Source organism: Streptomyces sp. NPDC031100, from assembly GCF_055570785.1.
This window is the reverse complement of the sequence record NZ_JBVIGN010000016.1, coordinates 140,544-157,830: the sequence shown is the minus strand read 5'-3', so window position 1 is coordinate 157,830 and position 17,287 is coordinate 140,544. Positions and strand designations below refer to the sequence as shown.

General features: G+C 71.1%; 16 protein-coding genes and 1 riboswitch. Of the genes, 9 read left to right on the top strand and 7 right to left on the bottom strand.

What is annotated here, in order from left to right:
• Nucleotides 1-139 precede the first annotated feature (139 nt).
• The 4 genes from ACZ5DS_RS35970 (at nucleotide 140) to ACZ5DS_RS35955 (ending at nucleotide 5,583) form a co-directional block, all read left to right on the top strand.
• Nucleotides 140-1,504, top strand: coding sequence for a sensor histidine kinase (locus ACZ5DS_RS35970; protein WP_468247057.1), 1,365 nt, complete (start codon nucleotides 140-142; stop codon nucleotides 1,502-1,504).
• Between the two features lie 151 nt (nucleotides 1,505-1,655).
• The gene (locus tag ACZ5DS_RS35965) at nucleotides 1,656-2,315 is read left to right on the top strand and encodes a LuxR C-terminal-related transcriptional regulator (RefSeq protein WP_468247054.1); all 660 of its coding nucleotides are present in this window, start codon (nucleotides 1,656-1,658) and stop codon (nucleotides 2,313-2,315) included.
• Nucleotides 2,316-2,600: 285 nt separating this feature from the next.
• Entirely contained in the window at nucleotides 2,601-4,529 is a 1,929-nt protein-coding gene (locus tag ACZ5DS_RS35960; RefSeq protein WP_468247053.1) for a 2-oxoacid:acceptor oxidoreductase subunit alpha, read from the top strand.
• Entirely contained in the window at nucleotides 4,522-5,583 is a 1,062-nt protein-coding gene (locus ACZ5DS_RS35955) for a 2-oxoacid:ferredoxin oxidoreductase subunit beta (protein WP_468247051.1), read from the top strand. Before ACZ5DS_RS35960 ends, ACZ5DS_RS35955 begins: the two co-directional genes overlap by 8 nt.
• A 34-nt stretch (nucleotides 5,584-5,617) precedes the next feature.
• Here ACZ5DS_RS35955 and ACZ5DS_RS35950 read toward each other — a convergent pair whose 3' ends face one another.
• Nucleotides 5,618-6,028 carry a winged helix-turn-helix transcriptional regulator gene (locus ACZ5DS_RS35950; RefSeq protein ID WP_468247049.1) on the bottom strand — a complete coding sequence of 137 codons (411 nt, stop codon included), beginning with the start codon at nucleotides 6,026-6,028 and terminating at the stop codon, nucleotides 5,618-5,620.
• 91 nt (nucleotides 6,029-6,119) lie between these two features.
• Here ACZ5DS_RS35950 and ACZ5DS_RS35945 point away from each other — a divergent pair, with 91 nt between their 5' ends.
• From ACZ5DS_RS35945 to ACZ5DS_RS35935, 3 genes are all read left to right on the top strand, one after another.
• The gene (locus tag ACZ5DS_RS35945) at nucleotides 6,120-6,974 is read left to right on the top strand and encodes an SDR family oxidoreductase (RefSeq protein ID WP_468247047.1); all 855 of its coding nucleotides are present in this window, start codon (nucleotides 6,120-6,122) and stop codon (nucleotides 6,972-6,974) included.
• Between the two features lie 136 nt (nucleotides 6,975-7,110).
• Nucleotides 7,111-8,061 carry an EamA family transporter RarD gene (gene rarD / locus ACZ5DS_RS35940; protein ID WP_468247045.1) on the top strand — a complete coding sequence of 317 codons (951 nt, stop codon included), beginning with the start codon at nucleotides 7,111-7,113 and terminating at the stop codon, nucleotides 8,059-8,061.
• A gap of 40 nt (nucleotides 8,062-8,101) precedes the next feature.
• Nucleotides 8,102-8,569, top strand: coding sequence for a VOC family protein (locus ACZ5DS_RS35935; protein WP_468247043.1), 468 nt, complete (start codon nucleotides 8,102-8,104; stop codon nucleotides 8,567-8,569).
• Between the two features lie 25 nt (nucleotides 8,570-8,594).
• On the opposite strand, the gene ACZ5DS_RS35930 is transcribed toward ACZ5DS_RS35935, so the two are convergent.
• Nucleotides 8,595-9,995, bottom strand: a complete 1,401-nt coding sequence (locus ACZ5DS_RS35930; RefSeq protein ID WP_468247040.1) for a tetratricopeptide repeat protein — start codon at nucleotides 9,993-9,995, stop codon at nucleotides 8,595-8,597.
• A 195-nt stretch (nucleotides 9,996-10,190) separates the two neighbouring features.
• On the opposite strand from ACZ5DS_RS35930, the gene ACZ5DS_RS35925 reads away from it, so the two are divergent.
• Nucleotides 10,191-10,778, top strand: coding sequence for a flavodoxin family protein (locus ACZ5DS_RS35925; protein ID WP_468247039.1), 588 nt, complete (start codon nucleotides 10,191-10,193; stop codon nucleotides 10,776-10,778).
• An 18-nt stretch (nucleotides 10,779-10,796) separates the two neighbouring features.
• Here the strand turns inward: ACZ5DS_RS35925 and ACZ5DS_RS35920 are convergent, their stop codons facing one another.
• The 4 genes from ACZ5DS_RS35920 to ACZ5DS_RS35905 form a co-directional block, all read right to left on the bottom strand.
• On the bottom strand, nucleotides 10,797-11,702 hold the full coding sequence (locus tag ACZ5DS_RS35920) for an ABC transporter permease (protein ID WP_468247037.1): 906 nt from the start codon (nucleotides 11,700-11,702) through the stop codon (nucleotides 10,797-10,799).
• Complete coding sequence (locus ACZ5DS_RS35915) at nucleotides 11,689-12,663, bottom strand: ABC transporter ATP-binding protein (protein ID WP_468247034.1); 975 nt, start codon at nucleotides 12,661-12,663, stop codon at nucleotides 11,689-11,691. Before ACZ5DS_RS35915 ends, ACZ5DS_RS35920 begins: the two co-directional genes overlap by 14 nt.
• A gap of 33 nt (nucleotides 12,664-12,696) precedes the next feature.
• The gene (locus tag ACZ5DS_RS35910) at nucleotides 12,697-13,938 is read right to left on the bottom strand and encodes a LolA family protein (RefSeq protein ID WP_468247032.1); all 1,242 of its coding nucleotides are present in this window, start codon (nucleotides 13,936-13,938) and stop codon (nucleotides 12,697-12,699) included.
• 260 nt (nucleotides 13,939-14,198) lie between these two features.
• Complete coding sequence (locus tag ACZ5DS_RS35905; RefSeq protein ID WP_468247031.1) at nucleotides 14,199-15,209, bottom strand: polyprenyl synthetase family protein; 1,011 nt, start codon at nucleotides 15,207-15,209, stop codon at nucleotides 14,199-14,201.
• Nucleotides 15,210-15,749: 540 nt separating this feature from the next.
• Nucleotides 15,750-15,933, top strand: a riboswitch (cyclic di-AMP (ydaO/yuaA leader).
• 3 nt (nucleotides 15,934-15,936) lie between these two features.
• Here ACZ5DS_RS35905 and ACZ5DS_RS35900 point away from each other — a divergent pair.
• Nucleotides 15,937-16,416: a transglycosylase SLT domain-containing protein gene (locus ACZ5DS_RS35900; protein ID WP_468247029.1), complete on the top strand. Its 480-nt coding sequence runs from the start codon at nucleotides 15,937-15,939 to the stop codon at nucleotides 16,414-16,416.
• Nucleotides 16,417-16,450: 34 nt separating this feature from the next.
• On the opposite strand, the gene ACZ5DS_RS35895 is transcribed toward ACZ5DS_RS35900, so the two are convergent.
• Entirely contained in the window at nucleotides 16,451-17,263 is an 813-nt protein-coding gene (locus ACZ5DS_RS35895; protein ID WP_468247028.1) for an HAD family hydrolase, read from the bottom strand.
• Nucleotides 17,264-17,287: the final 24 nt, after the last annotated feature.

Here is a 17,287-nt window from a genome sequence, read left to right as displayed (position 1 = left end):
CGCCCCGGCGCGCCCTCGGGGGGTGGGGAAAACCCCCGGTCCAAGAGACCGACGGCCTCCATGGCCCGGAAGGCCGCCGCACACCAGGCTGGAGATACGGCGAGCACCGCCGCCAGGACGAGGAGAACGGACGACACCGATGGCCACGGAGTACGGACAGGGGTACGGGCACGGACACGGGCACCGGGCCGGATCCGGCTTCCCCGCCCCCGACGGGGAACGGCGGCATGTGCTGCCCGCCGTGCTGCGGGCGCCGATCGAGGCGCGCAGCTGGCGCGAGTTCGGCTATGTGCTGCTGAGCCTGCCGATCGCGGTCGTGCTGTTCAGCTGGACGATCACGATGGCGGCGCTCGGCGCAGGCCTGCTGGTGACCTTCCTCGGGATCCCGGTGCTGGCGGTGGCGCTCGCCGGCTGCCGCGGCTTCGGCGCACTGGAGCGCACACGGGCGCGCGCACTGCTGCGCCTGGACGTGGCCGACCCGGAGCCGCTGCGGTCGCCCGGGCCGGGCGCGTTCGCCCGGATGGGCGCGGTGCTCAAGAGCGGCACGTCGTGGCGGCATCTGCTGTACGGGCTGCTGCACTTCCCCTGGGCGGTGTTCTCCTTCGTCGTGGCGGTGAACTTCTGGGTGTACGGCTGGGCCCTGCTGACGTATCCGCTGTGGTTCTGGCTGTTCCCGATGTACGGCGGCCAGGGCGGGCTCCAGCTGTACGGCGACGAGCACCACAGCGTGTATCTCGACAACCCGTTCGAGATCACCGTGACCGCGCTGGTCGGCCTGCTGTTCACGCTGGCCACGCCGTGGATCGTACGGGCGCTGACGACGGTGGACGGGCTGCTGGTGCGCGGGCTGCTCGGGCCGTCGCGGCTGTCGGCGCGGGTCGTGGAGCTGGAGTCGGACCGCGGGGTCGTGGTCGACACGGCGGCCGCCGATCTGCGCCGCATCGAGCGGGACCTGCACGACGGGGCGCAAGCCCGGCTGGTGAGCCTGGCCATGGATCTGGGTCTGGCCAAGGAGAAGCTGCGGGAGGACCCGCAGGCTGCGGCCCGGATGGTGCAGGACGCCCACGGCGAGGTGAAGACGGCCCTGCAGGAGCTGCGCGATCTGGCGCGCGGGATCCATCCGGCCGTGCTGACCGACCGGGGCCTGGACGCGGCCCTGTCCTCGGTCGCCTCCCGCTGCACGGTGCCGGTGCGGGTGGAGGTCGACCTGCCGTCCCGGCCGGCCCCGGCGATCGAGGGCATCGCCTACTTCACCGTCTCCGAGCTGCTGCAGAACATCAGCAAGCACAGCCGGGCGCGGTCCGCCTCGGTGGACGTGTGGCGCTCGGAGGACCGGCTGATGGTCCAGGTGATGGACGACGGGGCGGGCGGCGCGGACGCGTCCCGCGGCTCGGGCCTGGCGGGCCTGGCCGGCCGTCTGGACGCGGTGGACGGGGTCCTGGTGGTGGACTCCCCGCCGGGCGGCCCCACCCGCGTGATCGCCGAGTTGCCCTGGCGGGCCTGAGGACGCGCCTCGACGGCGCACCGGCCCTGCGCCACCCGCCTGATTCCCCAGCTCCTGCGCACGACGGCCCGAATGCTGGAATGCTGGACCTTCGAACGAGACGCCGTCGGAAGGTCGGGCTGTGGGGGGCCGGGAGATCGTGGAGGACAGGGTGCGTGTGGTCATCGCCGAGGACTCGGTGCTGCTTCGGGAGGGCCTGACCCGGTTGCTGACCGACCGCGGGCACGACGTCGTGGCGGGCGTCGGCGACGCGGAGGCGCTGATCAAGACCATCGCCGACCTCGACGCCCAGGGCGCGCTGCCCGACGTGGTGGTGGCGGACGTACGGATGCCGCCGACGCACACCGACGAGGGGGTGCGGGCCGCCGTACGGCTGCGCAAGGCGCATCCGGGGCTCGGGGTACTGGTGCTGTCGCAGTACGTGGAGGAACGCTACGCCACCGAACTGCTGGCCGGTTCCAGCCGGGGCGTGGGCTATCTGCTCAAGGACCGGGTCGCCGAGGTGCGGGAGTTCGTCGACGCGGTGGTGCGGGTGGCCGAGGGCGGTACGGCGCTGGACCCGGAGGTGGTCGCGCAGCTGCTCGGGCGCAGCCGCAAGCAGGACGTGCTGACGGGGCTCACCCCGCGGGAGCGCGAGGTGCTGGGGCTGATGGCGGAGGGGCGGACGAACTCGGCCATCGCCCGGCAGCTGGTGGTCAGCGACGGAGCCGTGGAGAAGCACGTCAGCAACATCTTCCTGAAGCTCGGGCTCTCCCAGAGTGACGGCGATCACCGGCGTGTTCTGGCCGTTCTGACCTACCTGAACTCATGACGGGCTGACACTGTGTCAGCAGCAGGTCAGTCCGTCCGGCTTCCGTGGAGGCCGGACAGCCGGGTGGGAGGCCGCAGGAGAGAACCGAGGAACGCGCGGGGAGCGTCTCGAACGATGCTCCAGAGGTACGGGACATCATGAGAAGTCAGCGCGACCGCCGTCTCAAAATGTCGTCCATCATGCGGATGGCCACGGGAAGGCGACCCTAACGGACGTAGGGTTGATATTGGGATGGTCCGTGGGAAGACCATTCCCGGACAGCCGCCTCGAAGGAGGTCCAGTTCAGTGACCAGTCAGGTCAGCAGCCCAGCGGAGCAGGCCGACGCAGCAGTCGTGGGAGAGCAGCGCAAACCGGGCGGAGCCAAGGACGTGCGGCGCCTGGATCGGGTGATCATCCGGTTCGCGGGGGACTCGGGTGACGGCATGCAGCTCACCGGTGACCGGTTCACCTCGGAGACCGCGTCCTTCGGCAACGACCTCTCCACCCTGCCGAACTTCCCGGCCGAGATCCGTGCGCCCGCCGGCACCCTGCCGGGCGTCTCCTCGTTCCAGCTCCACTTCGCCGACCACGACATCCTCACCCCCGGCGACGCGCCGAACGTGCTGGTGGCGATGAACCCGGCCGCCCTGAAGGCCAACATCGGCGACCTGCCGCGCGGCGCCGAGATCATCGTCAACACGGACGAGTTCACCAAGCGCGCCCTGCAGAAGGTCGGCTATGCCGCCTCCCCGCTGGAGGACGGCTCGCTGGACGGTTACAGCCTGCACCCCGTGCCACTGACCACCCTCACCGTCGAGGCGCTGAAGGAGTTCGACCTCTCCCGCAAGGAGGCCGAGCGCAGCAAGAACATGTTCGCCCTCGGCCTGCTGAGCTGGATGTACCACCGGCCCACCGAGGGCACGGAGAGGTTCCTGCGGACGAAGTTCGCGAAGAAGCCGGACATCGCGGCCGCCAACATCGCCGCGTTCCGGGCGGGCGTGAACTTCGGCGAGACGACCGAGGACTTCGCGGTCTCCTACGAGGTCGCCCCGGCCACCGAGGCCTTCCCGGTCGGCACCTACCGCAACATCTCCGGCAACCTCGCCCTGGCCTACGGCCTGATCACCGCGTCGCAGCAGGCGGACCTGCCGCTGTTCCTGGGCTCGTACCCGATCACGCCGGCCTCGGACATCCTGCACGAGCTGAGCAAGCACAAGAACTTCGGCGTGCGGACCTTCCAGGCGGAGGACGAGATCGCCGGCATCGGCGCGGCGCTGGGGGCGGCCTTCGGCGGCTCGCTCGCGGTGACCACGACGAGCGGGCCCGGTGTGTCGCTCAAGAGCGAGACGATCGGCCTGGCGGTCTCCCTGGAGCTGCCGCTGCTGGTCGTGGACATCCAGCGGGGCGGCCCGTCGACCGGTCTGCCGACCAAGACCGAGCAGGCGGACCTGCTGCAGGCGATGTACGGCCGCAACGGCGAGGCGCCGGTCCCGATCATCGCCCCGAAGACCCCGGGCGACTGCTTCGACGCGGCCCTGGAGGCCGCCCGGATCGCGCTGACCTACCGCACCCCGGTGTTCCTCCTCTCCGACGGCTACCTGGCCAACGGCTCCGAGCCGTGGCGGATCCCGGACCTGGACGAGCTGCCCGACCTGCGCGTGCAGTTCGCCTCCGGCCCGAACCACACGCTCGAGGACGGCACCGAGGTCTTCTGGCCGTACAAGCGCGACCCGCAGACCCTGGCCCGGCCGTGGGCGATCCCGGGCACTCCGGGCCTGGAGCACCGCATCGGCGGCATCGAGAAGCAGGACGGCACGGGCAACATCTCCTACGACCCGGCCAACCACGACTTCATGGTCCGCACCCGGCAGGCCAAGATCGACGGCATCGAGGTCCCGGACATCGAGGTCGACGACCCGCACGGCGCGAAGACGCTGGTCCTCGGCTGGGGCTCGACGTACGGGCCGATCACGGCCGCGGTACGGCGGCTGCGCAAGGCCGGTGTGTCGATCGCACAGGCCCATCTGCGCCACCTCAACCCGCTCCCGCGCAATCTCGGGGCGGTGGTCACGTCGTACGACAAGGTGGTGATCCCCGAGATGAACCTCGGGCAGCTCGCCACTCTGATCCGGGCGAAGTACCTGGTCGACGCCCACTCGTACAACCAGGTCAACGGCATGCCGTTCAAGGCGGAACAGCTCGCCGCCGCGCTGAAGGAGGCCATCGATGACTGACGCCACCAACGGGCTGCTGCAGCTGGTCCCCAAGGCGGAGGCCAAGCAGTCGATGAAGGACTTCAAGACCGACCAGGAGGTGCGCTGGTGCCCGGGCTGCGGTGACTACGCGATCCTGGCCGCCGTCCAGGGGTTCATGCCGGAGCTGGGCCTGGCGAAGGAGAACATCGTCTTCGTCTCGGGCATCGGCTGCTCCTCCCGCTTCCCGTACTACATGAACACCTACGGGATGCACTCCATCCACGGCCGCGCCCCCGCCATCGCGACGGGCCTGGCGTCCTCCCGCCGGGACCTGAGCGTATGGGTGGTCACCGGTGACGGCGACGCCCTGTCCATCGGCGGCAACCACCTGATCCACGCCCTGCGCCGCAACGTCAACCTGAAGATCCTGCTGTTCAACAACCGGATCTACGGCCTGACGAAGGGCCAGTACAGCCCGACCTCCGAGGTCGGCAAGATCACCAAGTCGACGCCGATGGGCTCGCTGGACGCGCCGTTCAACCCGGTGTCGCTGGCGATCGGCGCGGAGGCGTCCTTCGTCGCGCGCACGATCGACTCCGACCGCAAGCATCTGACCGAGGTGCTGCGCGCGGCCGCCGACCACCCGGGCACGGCCCTGATCGAGATCTACCAGAACTGCAACATCTTCAACGACGGCGCCTTCGACCACCTGAAGGACAGGCAGCAGGCCGAGGAGGCGCTGATCCGGCTGGAGCACGGGCAGCCGATCCGCTTCGGCGCCGACAGCGCGCGCGGTGTCGTACGGGACCGGCAGACCGGCGACCTGAAGGTGGTGACGGTGACCCCGGAGAACGAGGCGGAGATCCTGGTGCACGACGCGAAGTCCGCGTCTCCCACCACCGCCTTCGCCCTCTCCCGGCTGGCCGACCCCGACACGCTGCACCACACCCCGATCGGCGTGTTCCGCTCCGTCGAACGGCCGGTCTACGACGTCCAGATGTCCGACCAGCTGGACACGGCCATCGAGCAGCACGGCAAGGGCGACCTGGCCGCACTGCTGGCCGGCGGCGACACCTGGACGGTCGTCGGCTGACGCCTGGACGGTCGCCGGCTGAGCCGCCTTCCGATCACGAGGCCCGGGACTGGATTTCCCGGGCCTCGTCGTATGCCTGGCGAGCCTTCTCCACCTGGCCCATGCGGTCGTGCGTCCACTGGGCCAGGGCCCGCACCTGCTCCGCCGCCTCGCGGCCGAGGTCGGTGAGCGAGTAGTCGACGCGGGGCGGGATGACCGGCTTGGCGTCCCGGTGGATCAGGCCGTCGCGCTCCAGGGTCTGGAGGGTCTGGGTGAGCATCTTCTCGCTGATGCGGCCCACCTTGTCGATCGCCCGCCGCAGTTCGCTGAACCGCAGGGAGCCCTCCAACAGCTCGATCAGGACGAGCACGCCCCAGCGGCTGGTGACGTGCTCCAGAACGAGCCGGTAGGGGCACAAGGCCTCGGCGTCGGCTCCGCTGCGCACCCGCGCGTTACTTACTGCCATGCCAGTACCTTACTTCAAAGTGGGTACTTTCGCATGGTTAGTGCACCTCCTAGGGTGAGTGGCATAGCCACCCCAGAAGGAGTTCTGAACCATGAGCATCGTCGTCACCGGAGCCACCGGCCACCTCGGCCGCCACGTCGTGGAGCAGCTGCTGGAGAAGGTTCCGGCGGAGCAGATCACCGCCGTCGTGCGCGACGAGGCGAAGGCCGCCGACTTCGCCGCCCGCGGGGTGCAGCTCGCGGTCGCCGACTACAACGCGCCCGAGACCTTCGACGGCCTGTTCGCGGCCGGCGACAAGGTCCTGCTGATCTCCGGCAACGAATTCGACAAGGGCCGGGTGCAGCAGCACAAGGTCGTCATCGACGCCGCCAAGGCCGCGGGCGTGGCACTGCTCGCGTACACCAGCGCCCCGGGCAGCCTCACGGCCGCGCTCGCCGACGACCACCGGGCCACCGAGGAGGCGCTGCTCGCCTCCGGCCTGCCCTACAGCCTGCTGCGCAACGGCTGGTACCACGAGAACTACACCGAGAACCTGACCCCGGTGCTGGAGCACGACGCGGTCGTCGCCGCGGCCGGAGAGGGCCGGGTCTCCTCCGCCTCCCGCGCCGACTACGCGGCTGCCGCGGTCGCCGTGCTGACCGGCGAGGGGCACGAGAACACGACGTACGAGCTGGGCGGCGACGTGGCGTGGAGCTTCGCCGAGTACGCGGCCGAGCTGAGCCGGCAGACCGGCAGGGAGATCGCCTACAACGCCGTCGACGGCGAGGCCCTCCGGGGCATCCTGGCCGGCGCCGGGCTGCCCGCGCACTTCGTGGAGATCTTCGCCGGCGTGGACGCGTCGATCGAGAAGGGCGAGCTGGTCGTCTCCACCGGCGACCTGTCCCGCCTGACCGGCCGTCCGACCACCCCGCTCGCCGAGGCGGTCACCGCCGCACTCAAGGGCTGAGACTCCCCCGCTCCGAACGCTTCGGCACCTCCACCCCCACCTGTCATGACCGTATGGCGATACGGACATGACAGGTGGGGGTACTGGGCGCTACCTTCGTTCTCGCGTGCGTGGGCGAGGCGAGAGGGAGGGACCCATGGCCGGGACGTCCAAGGGTGAACACCGGACAGGCATGCTCAACGGCTTCGCCGCCTACGGCATGTGGGGACTGGTCCCCCTGTACTGGCCGCTGCTCGAGCCCGCCGGGGCCGTGGAGATCCTGGCCCACCGCATGGTGTGGTCCCTCGTCTTCGTCGCCGCCACCCTGCTCGTCGTACGGCGCTGGGCCTGGGTCGGGGAGTTGCTGCGGCAGCCGCGGCGGCTGGCGCTCATCGCGACGGCCGCCGCCGTCATCACCGTGAACTGGGGCATCTACATCTGGGCCGTGAACTCCGGCCATGTGGTGGAGGCCTCCCTCGGGTACTTCATCAACCCGCTGGTGACCATCGCGATGGGTGTGCTGCTTCTGAAGGAGCGGCTGCGGCCCGTGCAGTGGGCGGCGGTCGGGGTCGGCGTCGTCGCCGTGGTCGTCCTGGCCGTCGGCTCCGGGCGTCCGCCGTGGATCTCTCTCGCGCTCGCCTTCTCGTTCGCCACCTACGGGCTGATCAAGAAGAAGGTCGCGCTCGGCGGCATCGAGTCGCTGGCCGCCGAGACCGCGATCCAGTTCCTGCCCGCGCTCGGCTTCCTGCTGTGGCTGACCGCGCACGGCGGCTCCAGCTTCGTGAGTGAGGGGGCGGGGCACGCGGCCCTGCTCGCCTCGACCGGCGTCGTCACCGCGCTGCCGCTGGTCTGCTTCGGCGCGGCGGCGATCCGCGTGCCCCTGTCCACGCTGGGCCTGCTGCAGTACCTGACCCCGGTGTTCCAGTTCCTGCTCGGCACCCTCTACTTCCACGAGGCGATGCCGCCGGAGCGCTGGGCCGGCTTCTCGCTGGTCTGGCTGGCGCTGGTCCTGCTCACCTCGGACGCGCTGCGCACCGCGAGGAGGGCGGGGGCGATGGTCGTGCCGCCCCGCGTGGAGGCGCCCGACTCCGCTCCGGTGGACGTCTGACGGGCCCGAGTGTCAGTGGCGGGCGCTATAAGTGGTGCCCATGTCGCCACAGACGCCCGCACCACTGCACTGGAAGCTCGTCATCGACGCCGCCGACCCGCACGCGCAGGCCGACTTCTGGGCCGCCGCGCTGCACTACGAGACCGAGGACAACAGCGCGCTCGTCGAACGGCTGCTGTCGCTCGGCGCGCTGCCCGGCGAGGCCACCGTCGAACACCGCGGCCGCCCCGCCTTCCGTGACCTGATCGCCGTACGGCACCCCGACGACCCCTACGACCCGGACACCGGCACCGGGTTGGGCCGACGGCTGCTGTTCCAGCGCGTCCCCGAAGCGAAGACCGTCAAGAACCGGCTCCACCTCGACCTGCACTCCGGCGCCGAGCGGCGCGCGGACGAGGTGGCCCGGCTGGAGGCCCTCGGCGCGCGGGTCCTGCGCGAGGTGAAGGAGGCCGGCGGCGAGTGGGTGGTGATGGCGGACCCGGAAGGCAACGAGTTCTGCGTCCAGTGACCGGGGACGGCGGTGCGGGCGCCGGTCAGGCCTGCGCCGCCCTGGCCGCGCGGTCGGTGAGGCGGACCATGCGGGCGCGGGCGGACTCCAGGGGCTGCGGGTCGTCGGCCGCGGGCCCCGGCTCCGCCGTGAGGTCCGTCCACAGATCGATGAGATCGCGCCCCATCCGCAGACCCTCCTCCGGGTCGCGCACCGCCCGCCAGGCGGTGGCCGCGCTCTGCACGTTGCCGTAGGCCGCCTCCGCGTCCCGGGCCTGCCGGCGCAGCCGGGCGAGGTCCAGGGAGAGGCGGAAGGAACGGATCGGGTCGCCCGCCAAGTAGGCGATGTAGGCGCTCAGTTCGCGCAGGTGCAGGACCTCGGGGTGCCGGGGACCCAGCACACCGGAGGCCTCGACGACCGTGCGCTCGGCCAGTTCCGCCGCGTCATCGATCCGTCCGTCCCGAACGGCTTCGTTGATCCGCGCCATCGGCCCGGTGAGCAACTCGGCCCCCTCCGCGGTCTCGGTCACGGGCTCATCGCCCAACACCTCTTCGGCCACGGCATCGAAGCCACGGGCGGGGGTGGGGGTGGAGGACGTCGCCGACGCGGACACGGGGCGGAGGGCGGCGTCGGGGATGGGGGCGGGGGCGAGGGCGGGGGCGGGGGCGGGCAAGGGGGTCGCGTCCGGGATGGGCGCGGGGGCCGGCGCGGCGGGGACGGGGGTCGGTCCAGGCTCCGGGACCGAGGCGGGGGCCGCGTCCCGGACGGGCGCGGGGGCGGGCGCCGCAGGGACGGAGCCGGGCTTGGGGGCCGGCGGGAGGGCCGCGTCCCGGACGGGCGCCACGGGGCCGGGGGCCAGGACAGGCTCCGGGGCTGAGGGGAGGCCGGCTTCCCGGACGGGCGCCACGGGGCCAGGGGCCAGGACAGGCTCCGGGGCTGAGGGGAGGCCGGCTTCCCGGACGGGTGCAGCGGGGACGGGAGCGGGCGAAGGGGCGGCCGCGGAGACGGCGGCGGGGTGCGCCTTCATGGCGTCCGGTACGACGAGCCGAGGCGGGGGCGCGTCCATGACCGGTGGTGGTCCGAACCGGCCCGTGGGTGCCTGCACCATGCCCGGGACGGCCGGCACGGCCGGCCCACTTGCAGCAGCTCGCGGAGCGATCCGCATCGGGGCCCCGGCCACCCTGCTGGAGCCGTCCGCCGAGACCTCGAGGGGGACCACGCAGCCGGCGCGGTCGTCGTGGATCGTGGCGCGTATCGGGGTACCCAGGCTGATGGCCAGGCGCTGCAGGTGGTCCAGTACGGCGTGCTGGATCTCCTCGCCCGGCGCCGCGACGACCGCCGTCCCGCCCACCGACGCACTGCCCGCGCCGGACACCCGGACGTGCACCACCGCCGGATGTACGGCAGGCTGCTGCGCCCGCTTCTTCTCGAAGCTGAGTCGAGACATCGGTTCCCTCACTCCCCCGGCCGTCGCGATCCGGTCGTACGCGCCCTGCCGACCAGTCTGTCGGCTCAGCCCTGCTCCCGCGTCACCGCGACGTCACAGCCTCGCACCAGCCGCACCCCTTGAACGGGATGATTGCATGTGCATAAGATGCAGATGCAGATAGTCGGCGTACGACAATGATCGCCTGGGAGACCCATGAGCCGCCGTTTCCTTTTCGTGCTGGGCAGCGCCCGCCTCGACGGCAACACCGAACTGCTGGCCCGCGCGGCCGCCGAGCAGCTGCCCGGTGACGTCGAGCAGCAGTGGATCCGCCTCGCCGAGCACCCGCTGCCCGACTTCGTGGACCTGCGGCACGACAGCGACTACGTACGGCCGCCCTCGGACACCGAGACCGGCCTGCTGCTGGACGCCACGCTCGCGGCCACGGACATCGTGATCGCCTCGCCGCTGTACTGGTACTCGGTCTCCGGCCTCACCAAGCGCTACCTGGACTACTGGTCGGGCTGGCTGCGCACCCCGGGCCTCGACTTCAGGGCCACCCTCGCCGGGCGCACGCTGTGGGGCATCGCCGCCCTCGCGGACCGGGAGCAGTCGGTCGCCGACCCCCTCGTCGCCGCGCTCAACAACTCGGCCGCCTACATGGGGATGCGCTTCGGCGGCGTCCTGCTGGGCAACGGCAGCGCACCCGGGGACGTACGGAAGGACACCGACGCGCTGGCCCGCGCCAAGACGTTCTTCGCCCAGGAGGCGCCGCTCGCGCGCTTCCCGTACCAGGACGCCTGAGACGTCCTGACGCTCGTCCTACGCGCTGATGTCCTTCGTCGTGAACCGCGCCCATGCCGCCGAGCCGAACACGGCCGCGTACAGCGCCTGGAGGCCGAGGTTCTTCACCAAGTCGTCCCAGTAGACGGGGTCCCGCATCAGGTCGGCGAAGGACAGCCAGTAGTGGGAGAAGAAGTACGGCTGCAGCGCGTGCAGTTGGGGTATCTGGTCGAGGATCTGGACGGTGATGAGCAGGCCCACCGTCGTCGCCATCGCCGCGATGCCGCTGTTGGTCAGCGTCGACACGAACAGGCCGAGGGCCGCGAGGCCGACGAGTGAGGCGGCGACGACCAGGGCGATCAGCAGCGCCCGGCCGAGGCCTTCGGCGAAGCTGATCCGGGTGCCGGAGATGGTGGTGAGCTCGCCGAGCGGGAAAAGCAGCGCACCGACGATCATCGCGGAGACGGCCACGACCAGAGTGGCCAGCACACAGAAGGCCATGACCGTCGTGTACTTGGTGAGCAGCAGGCGGGTGCGGCCGGCCGGGGCGACCAGCAGATAGCGCAGGGTGCCGCCACCCGCCTCGCCCGCGATCGCGTCGCCCGCGACGACGCCGACCGCCATCGGCAGGAAGAACGGCAGGGTCGCGGCCAGCGCCGTGAACACCAGGAACAGGCCGTTGTTGGTGATCTGCGAGATGAACGCCGGCCCCTCGCCGCCGCCCGGGCCCGCCGTCGAGCCGTCCCGCGTCTCGATCTTCACGGCGATCCCGACCAGCACCGGAACCGCCGCCAGCACCCCGAGCAGCGCGAGCGTGCGCCAGCGGCGGAGGGTGGTGACCAGTTCGCTGCGCAGCAGTCCGAAGGTCCACAGGGGGTTCGGGCGGCCGGGGCCGGGTACGGCCGGTGCCCGGAGTGCCTCAGCCTCAGCCTCAGCCCGCGACATCGAATCCCTCTCCCGTCAGTGCCACGAACGCGTCCTCCAGGGAGGCCCGTTCGAGCGCGAAGCCGCGGACCCGGACGCCGGCCGTGACCAGGGCCGCGTTCACCTCGGCGAGGTCCTGCGCGGGCGGCTCGCCGGTCACACGGTCGCCGTCCACCGTGACGTCCCCGACGCCCTGTTCCTTCAGCACCCGGGCCGCCTCGCCCGCATCCGGTGTGGTCACCACCAGCCGGCCGCGCGCCCCGGCCGCCAGGTCGGCGACCGCCCCCTGCGTGACCAGGCGGCCCTGGGCCATCACCGCCGCGTGTGTGCACACCTGCTCGATCTCGTCGAGGAGGTGGGAGGAGAGGAACACGGTCGTACCGTCGGAGGCCAACTCCCGGATCAGGGCGCGGATTTCCCGCATGCCCTGTGGGTCGAGGCCGTTGGTCGGCTCGTCCAGGACGAGCAGTCTGCGCGGCTGGAGCAGGGCCGCGGCCAGGCCCAGGCGCTGCTTCATGCCGAGTGAGTACGCCCGCGCCTTCTTGCCCGCGGCGGCCGCGAGGCCCACCCGGTCCAGGGCGGCGGCGACGCGGGCGCGCCGGGTGCGCGGATCGGCGGTCGGGTCGGCGGCGTCGTAGCGCAGCAGGTTGTCCCGGCCGGAGAGGAAGCCGTACAGAGCGGGGCCCTCGATCAGTGCGCCGACCTGCGGGAGGACGGCGCGGGTGGCCCGGGGCATGGGGCGGCCCAGGACGCGGGCCGTGCCCGAGGTCGGCTCGATCAGGCCCATCAGCATGCGGATGGTCGTGGTCTTGCCGGAGCCGTTCGGGCCGAGGAAGCCGAAGACGCTGCCCGCCGGGACGGTCAGGTCGAGACCGTCGACGGCGAGCTGTCCGCCGCGGTAGCGCTTGGTCAGACCGCGCGTGGCGATGACGTGCGCCGGCGCGTCCCCCGAGTCCCGCTCCGTGGCGGACGGTTCGTCCATCGGCTCCCTCGATTCGTCGATGCCCCGGAGGGGTCACTTCCCTTCGTTCGCCGCCTTCACCAGCGCGTCCTTGGTGACCGCTCCCGCGTACACCTTGCCGTCGTCGGTGATCAGGGCGTTGACCAGGCGGGTGGAGAAGACCGTGCCCTTGCCGAACTTCCCGGAGACCTGGTCGCCCAGCGAGCCGAGGAAGCCGCCGAGGTCACCGCCCTGGGAGCCGGACGGCAGGCCGCCCTTGGCGCCGGTGTCGAAGGTGGCGATGGACGTCCAGCCCTTGCCGAGGACGGTGGCCCCGTCCATGCCCTGGGCGAAGTCCTTGCCGGCCGTCGGGGCGTGCTCGGGCGCCTTGGACTCCCGCTTCTCCCACTGCTCCCGCTTCTCCCACCTCGCCCCCTTCTCCTCGTTCTCCTCGGTGACCTTCGCGCCCTTGGGCGGGGTGAAGTCGAAGGTGGAGGCGGCCGGCTTGGCGAAGGAGACCTGGGTGAAGCCCGCGTCGAGGACGGCGGCGCCGCCGCTCTTCGGGGTCAGCGTGAACTTGAGGGGCATGCCCGTCCTGGCATCCACGGCGATGCTGATCGCGCCGACCGTGGTGCCGGACTGCCTGGGCTTGATCAGCAGCTTGTAGGCGTCGCGGCCGGCGACCTGCGCGGTGCCGTCGACGGTCACGGACGTGGTGTCGTCGACCGACTTCAGGGCCTCGTCGGCGAAGTCCTTCGGCGTGGCCGGCGGCTCGGCCCGGTGCTCCTTGCCGGAGTCGGCGGCGGTGCCGTGGAAGACCTCGTTGCTCTTGCTGTCGTAGCCCCAGACGTCCTTGCCGTTGTGGATGAGGCTGTACTCGGCGCCGCTCTCCAGCAGCGACAGCTTCTGCCGGTCCGGGCCGTCGGTCGCCATGCGCAGGGTGTGCGTGCCGGAGACCAGCTCGGTGAGCTTGGACGTCGGGTCCGCGGAGGAGCCGTCGCCGCCCTGGGCCGCCCCGGACACCAGGCTGCTCTCCAGGCCGCCGAGGTCCGGCAGGCCGAGGTCGGTGCTGACCTTCACGGTGCCGGACAGCTGCTGCACGTCCGACTTGGCGATCTTCTCGATGAGCTGCTGTGCGGTGATCTTCGGCAGGTCGGGGTCACCGGAGTTTGCGAGCGCCGGGACCAGCCCGATCGTGGCCGCCGCCACCCCCACCACCGCAACCGGGACCACGTACCGGGCGGCCTTGCGGCGTCCGGTGGGCAGGTCCTCGCCCTGTGCCGCGCCCGCTGCGTCGTCGGATTCGTACGGTGCCATCTGTGCCTTACCTCCGTCGTCGGCGGCGGCTGTCCCCCACACTGGTCCACCTGAGCCGCCATTCTCACCCGAATCGGTGAGGAGTGGTGATTTCCGTGGTCTCCATCTGACCAAATCGGCCGTGAGGAAGCGTCAGCCCACGGAGCCAACTCCGTGTACGCCTGGGGTATGACACGAGAGGGCGGTACCTCCCCCGACCCGTAGGGGTCGGGCGGGAGACACCGCCCTCAAGGCAGGTGCACAGATGACCGGGGCCGGTCCTAGCCGGCCCGGTGCACCACTGCGTCACACAGTTCGAGCAGCGCCGCCTTGGCGTCGCACTCCGGCAGCGGGGCCAGCGCGGACCGTGCCTCCTCCGCGTACCGGACGGTGTCCCGGCGGGCCTGCTCCAGCGCGGGGTGCGCGCGCAGCGCGGTCAGCGCCTCGGCGTGCCGCGTGTCGTCGCTGAGGTCGGAGTCCAGCAGCTCGCACAGCGCGAGGTCCTCCGCCAGGCCGAGGCGGGCGGCCCGCTCGCGCAGCCGGAGCACGGGCAGCGTCGGGATGCCCTCGCGCAGGTCGGTCCCCGGGGTCTTGCCGGACTCGTGCGAGTCGGAGGCGATGTCCAGCACGTCGTCCGCGAGCTGGAAGGCGACCCCGAGCCGCTCGCCGTACTGGGTGAGCACGTCGACGACCGTCTCGTCGGCGCCGGACATCATCGCGCCGAACCGGCAGGAGACGGCCACCAGGGAGCCCGTCTTGCCGCCGAGCACGTCCAGGTAGTGCTCGACCGGATCGCGGCCGTCCGAGGGACCCGCGGTCTCCAGGATCTGCCCGGTGACCAGCCGCTCGAACGCGAGGGCCTGCACCCGGACCGCCTCGGGGCCGAGGTCGGCGAGGATCTGGGAGGCGCGGGCGAAGAGGAAGTCGCCGGTGAGGACCGCGACCGAGTTGCCCCAGCGGGTGTTGGCGCTGTCCACGCCGCGCCGCACGGACGCCTCGTCCATGACGTCGTCGTGGTACAACGTGGCCAGATGGGTCAGCTCCACGACGACGGCCGACGGCACGACGCCCGGCGCGTACGGGTCGCCGAACTGCGCCGCGAGCATCACGAGCAGCGGACGGAACCGCTTCCCGCCGGCCCGTACGAGGTGCTGCGCGGCCTCCGTGATGAACGGGACCTCGCTCTTGGTGGCTTCGAGCAAGCCTTCCTCGACAGCCGCCAATCCGGCCTGGACATCGGCTTCCAGAGCCTGGTCCCGCACGCTCAGCCCGAACGGCCCGACGACGGTCACGAGGGGTCTCCTGTCTGCTGGTGTCTGTTGGCGATTACACGGTTTGTCGATAGGTCGCTGCCATCACTCAAGTCAGCGTATCCGGTCCTGTTTCGATCACCGATAGCGCCCACCGGTCCAGCCCGGGCGGTATCGGATCGCGGCCGGTATGTTTTTGATCATCTGATAAGGACGGACATCTATTCATTAACAGGGTCTCGTCCGTTTTGTCGCGAACTGGGTGGGCGAGTCGAGTACTCCTTTTGCGCCACGAGCAGCAAAACCCCCTGAATCCACCTAATCCCTCATGTCTGATTTGATACGCTTTGACATTTCGTGAATTGGGTCACGCGCACCCTGCATCCGGCCAATCGCGCCACCACCCGTCTCCCCTTGCCGCATCGGCCAGTTGAGTGTTGGCAACCGCAAAGGATCAAGCACCCCATTCGGCGCAGATCAAGGTCAACGGGCTCTTTATGTGCATCAGATACTTGTTCCGGACATGTGCTCTCGCATAGCTTCCGGGCCAGTCAGGCGAACGCCGAATCCTGCCGCGCCTGACCCAACCCATCGACGAACTCATTCGTACGGCAGGAGCGGGGGACCCAGGTAAGTCGCCGGACCGGACGGCACGCGTCGCACCGGAACGGCTAGGGGTGAAGCCGTGCCTCCTTCCGGAGGCACGGCCGGGCACCTCCCCGCCCGAACCCGACAGCTCACCTCGCAGGCGACGGAGAGGAACGTCCCCATGCCTGCTGCCGCTCAGCCCCGCCGCACCCGCCTCGTCCGCAAGCTCGCCGTCATCGGCACCGGCGCCGCCGTACTCGCCCTTCCGCTCGTCGGCGCCACGAGCGCCTCCGCGGCCACCCCGACGGCCACCACGCCGTCCACCACGCTCGCCGGATACCCGAACAACCTCGACGGCTGGATCCGCGAGTCGCTCGCGATCATGGCCGAGAAGAAGATCCCGGGGTCGTACAACGGCATCTACCGCAACATCATCCGCGAGTCGTCGGGCAACCCGCAGGCCATCAACCTCTGGGACTCCAACGCGGCCAAGGGCATCCCGTCCAAGGGCCTCCTCCAGGTCATCGACCCGACGTTCAACGCCTACCACGTGGCCGGAACGTCCTTCGACATCTACGACCCGGTCGCGAACATCACGGCCGCCTGCAACTACGCGGCCGCGCGCTACGGGTCGATCGACAACGTCTTCGGCGCCTACTGACCGGCGCCCACGGCAGGCCCTACTGATATCCCGGTCAGTCGGTCGGGAACAGTCTTTCGAGGACGACGGCGATGCCGTCGTCCTCGTTCGACAGGGTGATCTCATCGGCCACGGCCTTGAGTTCGGGGTGGGCGCCGGCCATCGCCACACCGCGTCCGGCCCAGTCGAACATGGGGATGTCGTTGGGCATGTCCCCGAAGGCGAGGGCCCGTTCGGCCGGGATCCCCAGGTACTCGGCCGCCAGCGCCAGCCCCGTCGCCTTGGTGACGCCGCACGGCTGGAGCTCCACGGTCCCCGGACCGGACATCGTGACCGTCGCCAGCGAGCCCACGGCCGAGCGGGCGATCGCCGCCAACTCGTCGTCGGACAGCGTGTGGTGGCGCAGCAGTACCTTGCTGATGGGCGCGCACCACAGGTCGTCGCGCCGGCCGACCCGCACGGCGGGCAGGGTGGGGTGCGGCATCAGATATCCCGGTTCGATCAGCGTGAGCCCGTCCACGCCGTCCTGGTCCACGGCCGCGTAGACCTGCCCCACCTCGGCCTCGATCTTGCCGAGCGCGGTCTCGGCCAGTTCCCGGTCCAGCCGCACCGACCACAGCAGGCGGTCGGCGCCGGCGTCGTAGACCTGCGCGCCCTGCCCGCACACCGCGAGCCCCGTACACCCGAGGCCGTCCAGGAGGGGCCGCACCCGGGGAGCCGGGCGGCCCGTCACCACCAGGTGCCGTGCGCCGGCGCTCGCCACCCGCTCGAGCGCGGCGAGCGACCGGTCGGAGACGGTGTCGTCGCCGCGCAGCAGCGTCCCGTCCAGGTCGGTGGCGATCAGTGCATATGCGGGGGGTGCGGCCATGATCAGAGAATACGGACCGCGCGC

Excerpts from the sequence above, each read along its gene's own strand:
- ACZ5DS_RS35900 (WP_468247029.1), top strand. The coding sequence starts at position 15,937 with ATGCCTGCTGCCGCTCAGCCCCGCCGCACCCGCCTCGTCCGCAAGCTC.
- ACZ5DS_RS35955 (WP_468247051.1), top strand. The coding sequence starts at position 4,522 with ATGACTGACGCCACCAACGGGCTGCTGCAGCTGGTCCCCAAGGCGGAG.
- ACZ5DS_RS35945 (WP_468247047.1), top strand. The coding sequence starts at position 6,120 with ATGAGCATCGTCGTCACCGGAGCCACCGGCCACCTCGGCCGCCACGTC.
- ACZ5DS_RS35930 (WP_468247040.1), bottom strand. The coding sequence starts at position 9,995 with ATGTCTCGACTCAGCTTCGAGAAGAAGCGGGCGCAGCAGCCTGCCGTA.
- ACZ5DS_RS35970 (WP_468247057.1), top strand. The coding sequence starts at position 140 with ATGGCCACGGAGTACGGACAGGGGTACGGGCACGGACACGGGCACCGG.
- ACZ5DS_RS35920 (WP_468247037.1), bottom strand. The coding sequence starts at position 11,702 with ATGTCGCGGGCTGAGGCTGAGGCTGAGGCACTCCGGGCACCGGCCGTA.
- rarD (WP_468247045.1), top strand. The coding sequence starts at position 7,111 with ATGGCCGGGACGTCCAAGGGTGAACACCGGACAGGCATGCTCAACGGC.
- ACZ5DS_RS35895 (WP_468247028.1), bottom strand. The coding sequence starts at position 17,263 with ATGGCCGCACCCCCCGCATATGCACTGATCGCCACCGACCTGGACGGG.
- ACZ5DS_RS35915 (WP_468247034.1), bottom strand. The coding sequence starts at position 12,663 with ATGGACGAACCGTCCGCCACGGAGCGGGACTCGGGGGACGCGCCGGCG.
- ACZ5DS_RS35910 (WP_468247032.1), bottom strand. The coding sequence starts at position 13,938 with ATGGCACCGTACGAATCCGACGACGCAGCGGGCGCGGCACAGGGCGAG.
- ACZ5DS_RS35925 (WP_468247039.1), top strand. The coding sequence starts at position 10,191 with ATGAGCCGCCGTTTCCTTTTCGTGCTGGGCAGCGCCCGCCTCGACGGC.
- ACZ5DS_RS35950 (WP_468247049.1), bottom strand. The coding sequence starts at position 6,028 with ATGGCAGTAAGTAACGCGCGGGTGCGCAGCGGAGCCGACGCCGAGGCC.
- ACZ5DS_RS35935 (WP_468247043.1), top strand. The coding sequence starts at position 8,102 with ATGTCGCCACAGACGCCCGCACCACTGCACTGGAAGCTCGTCATCGAC.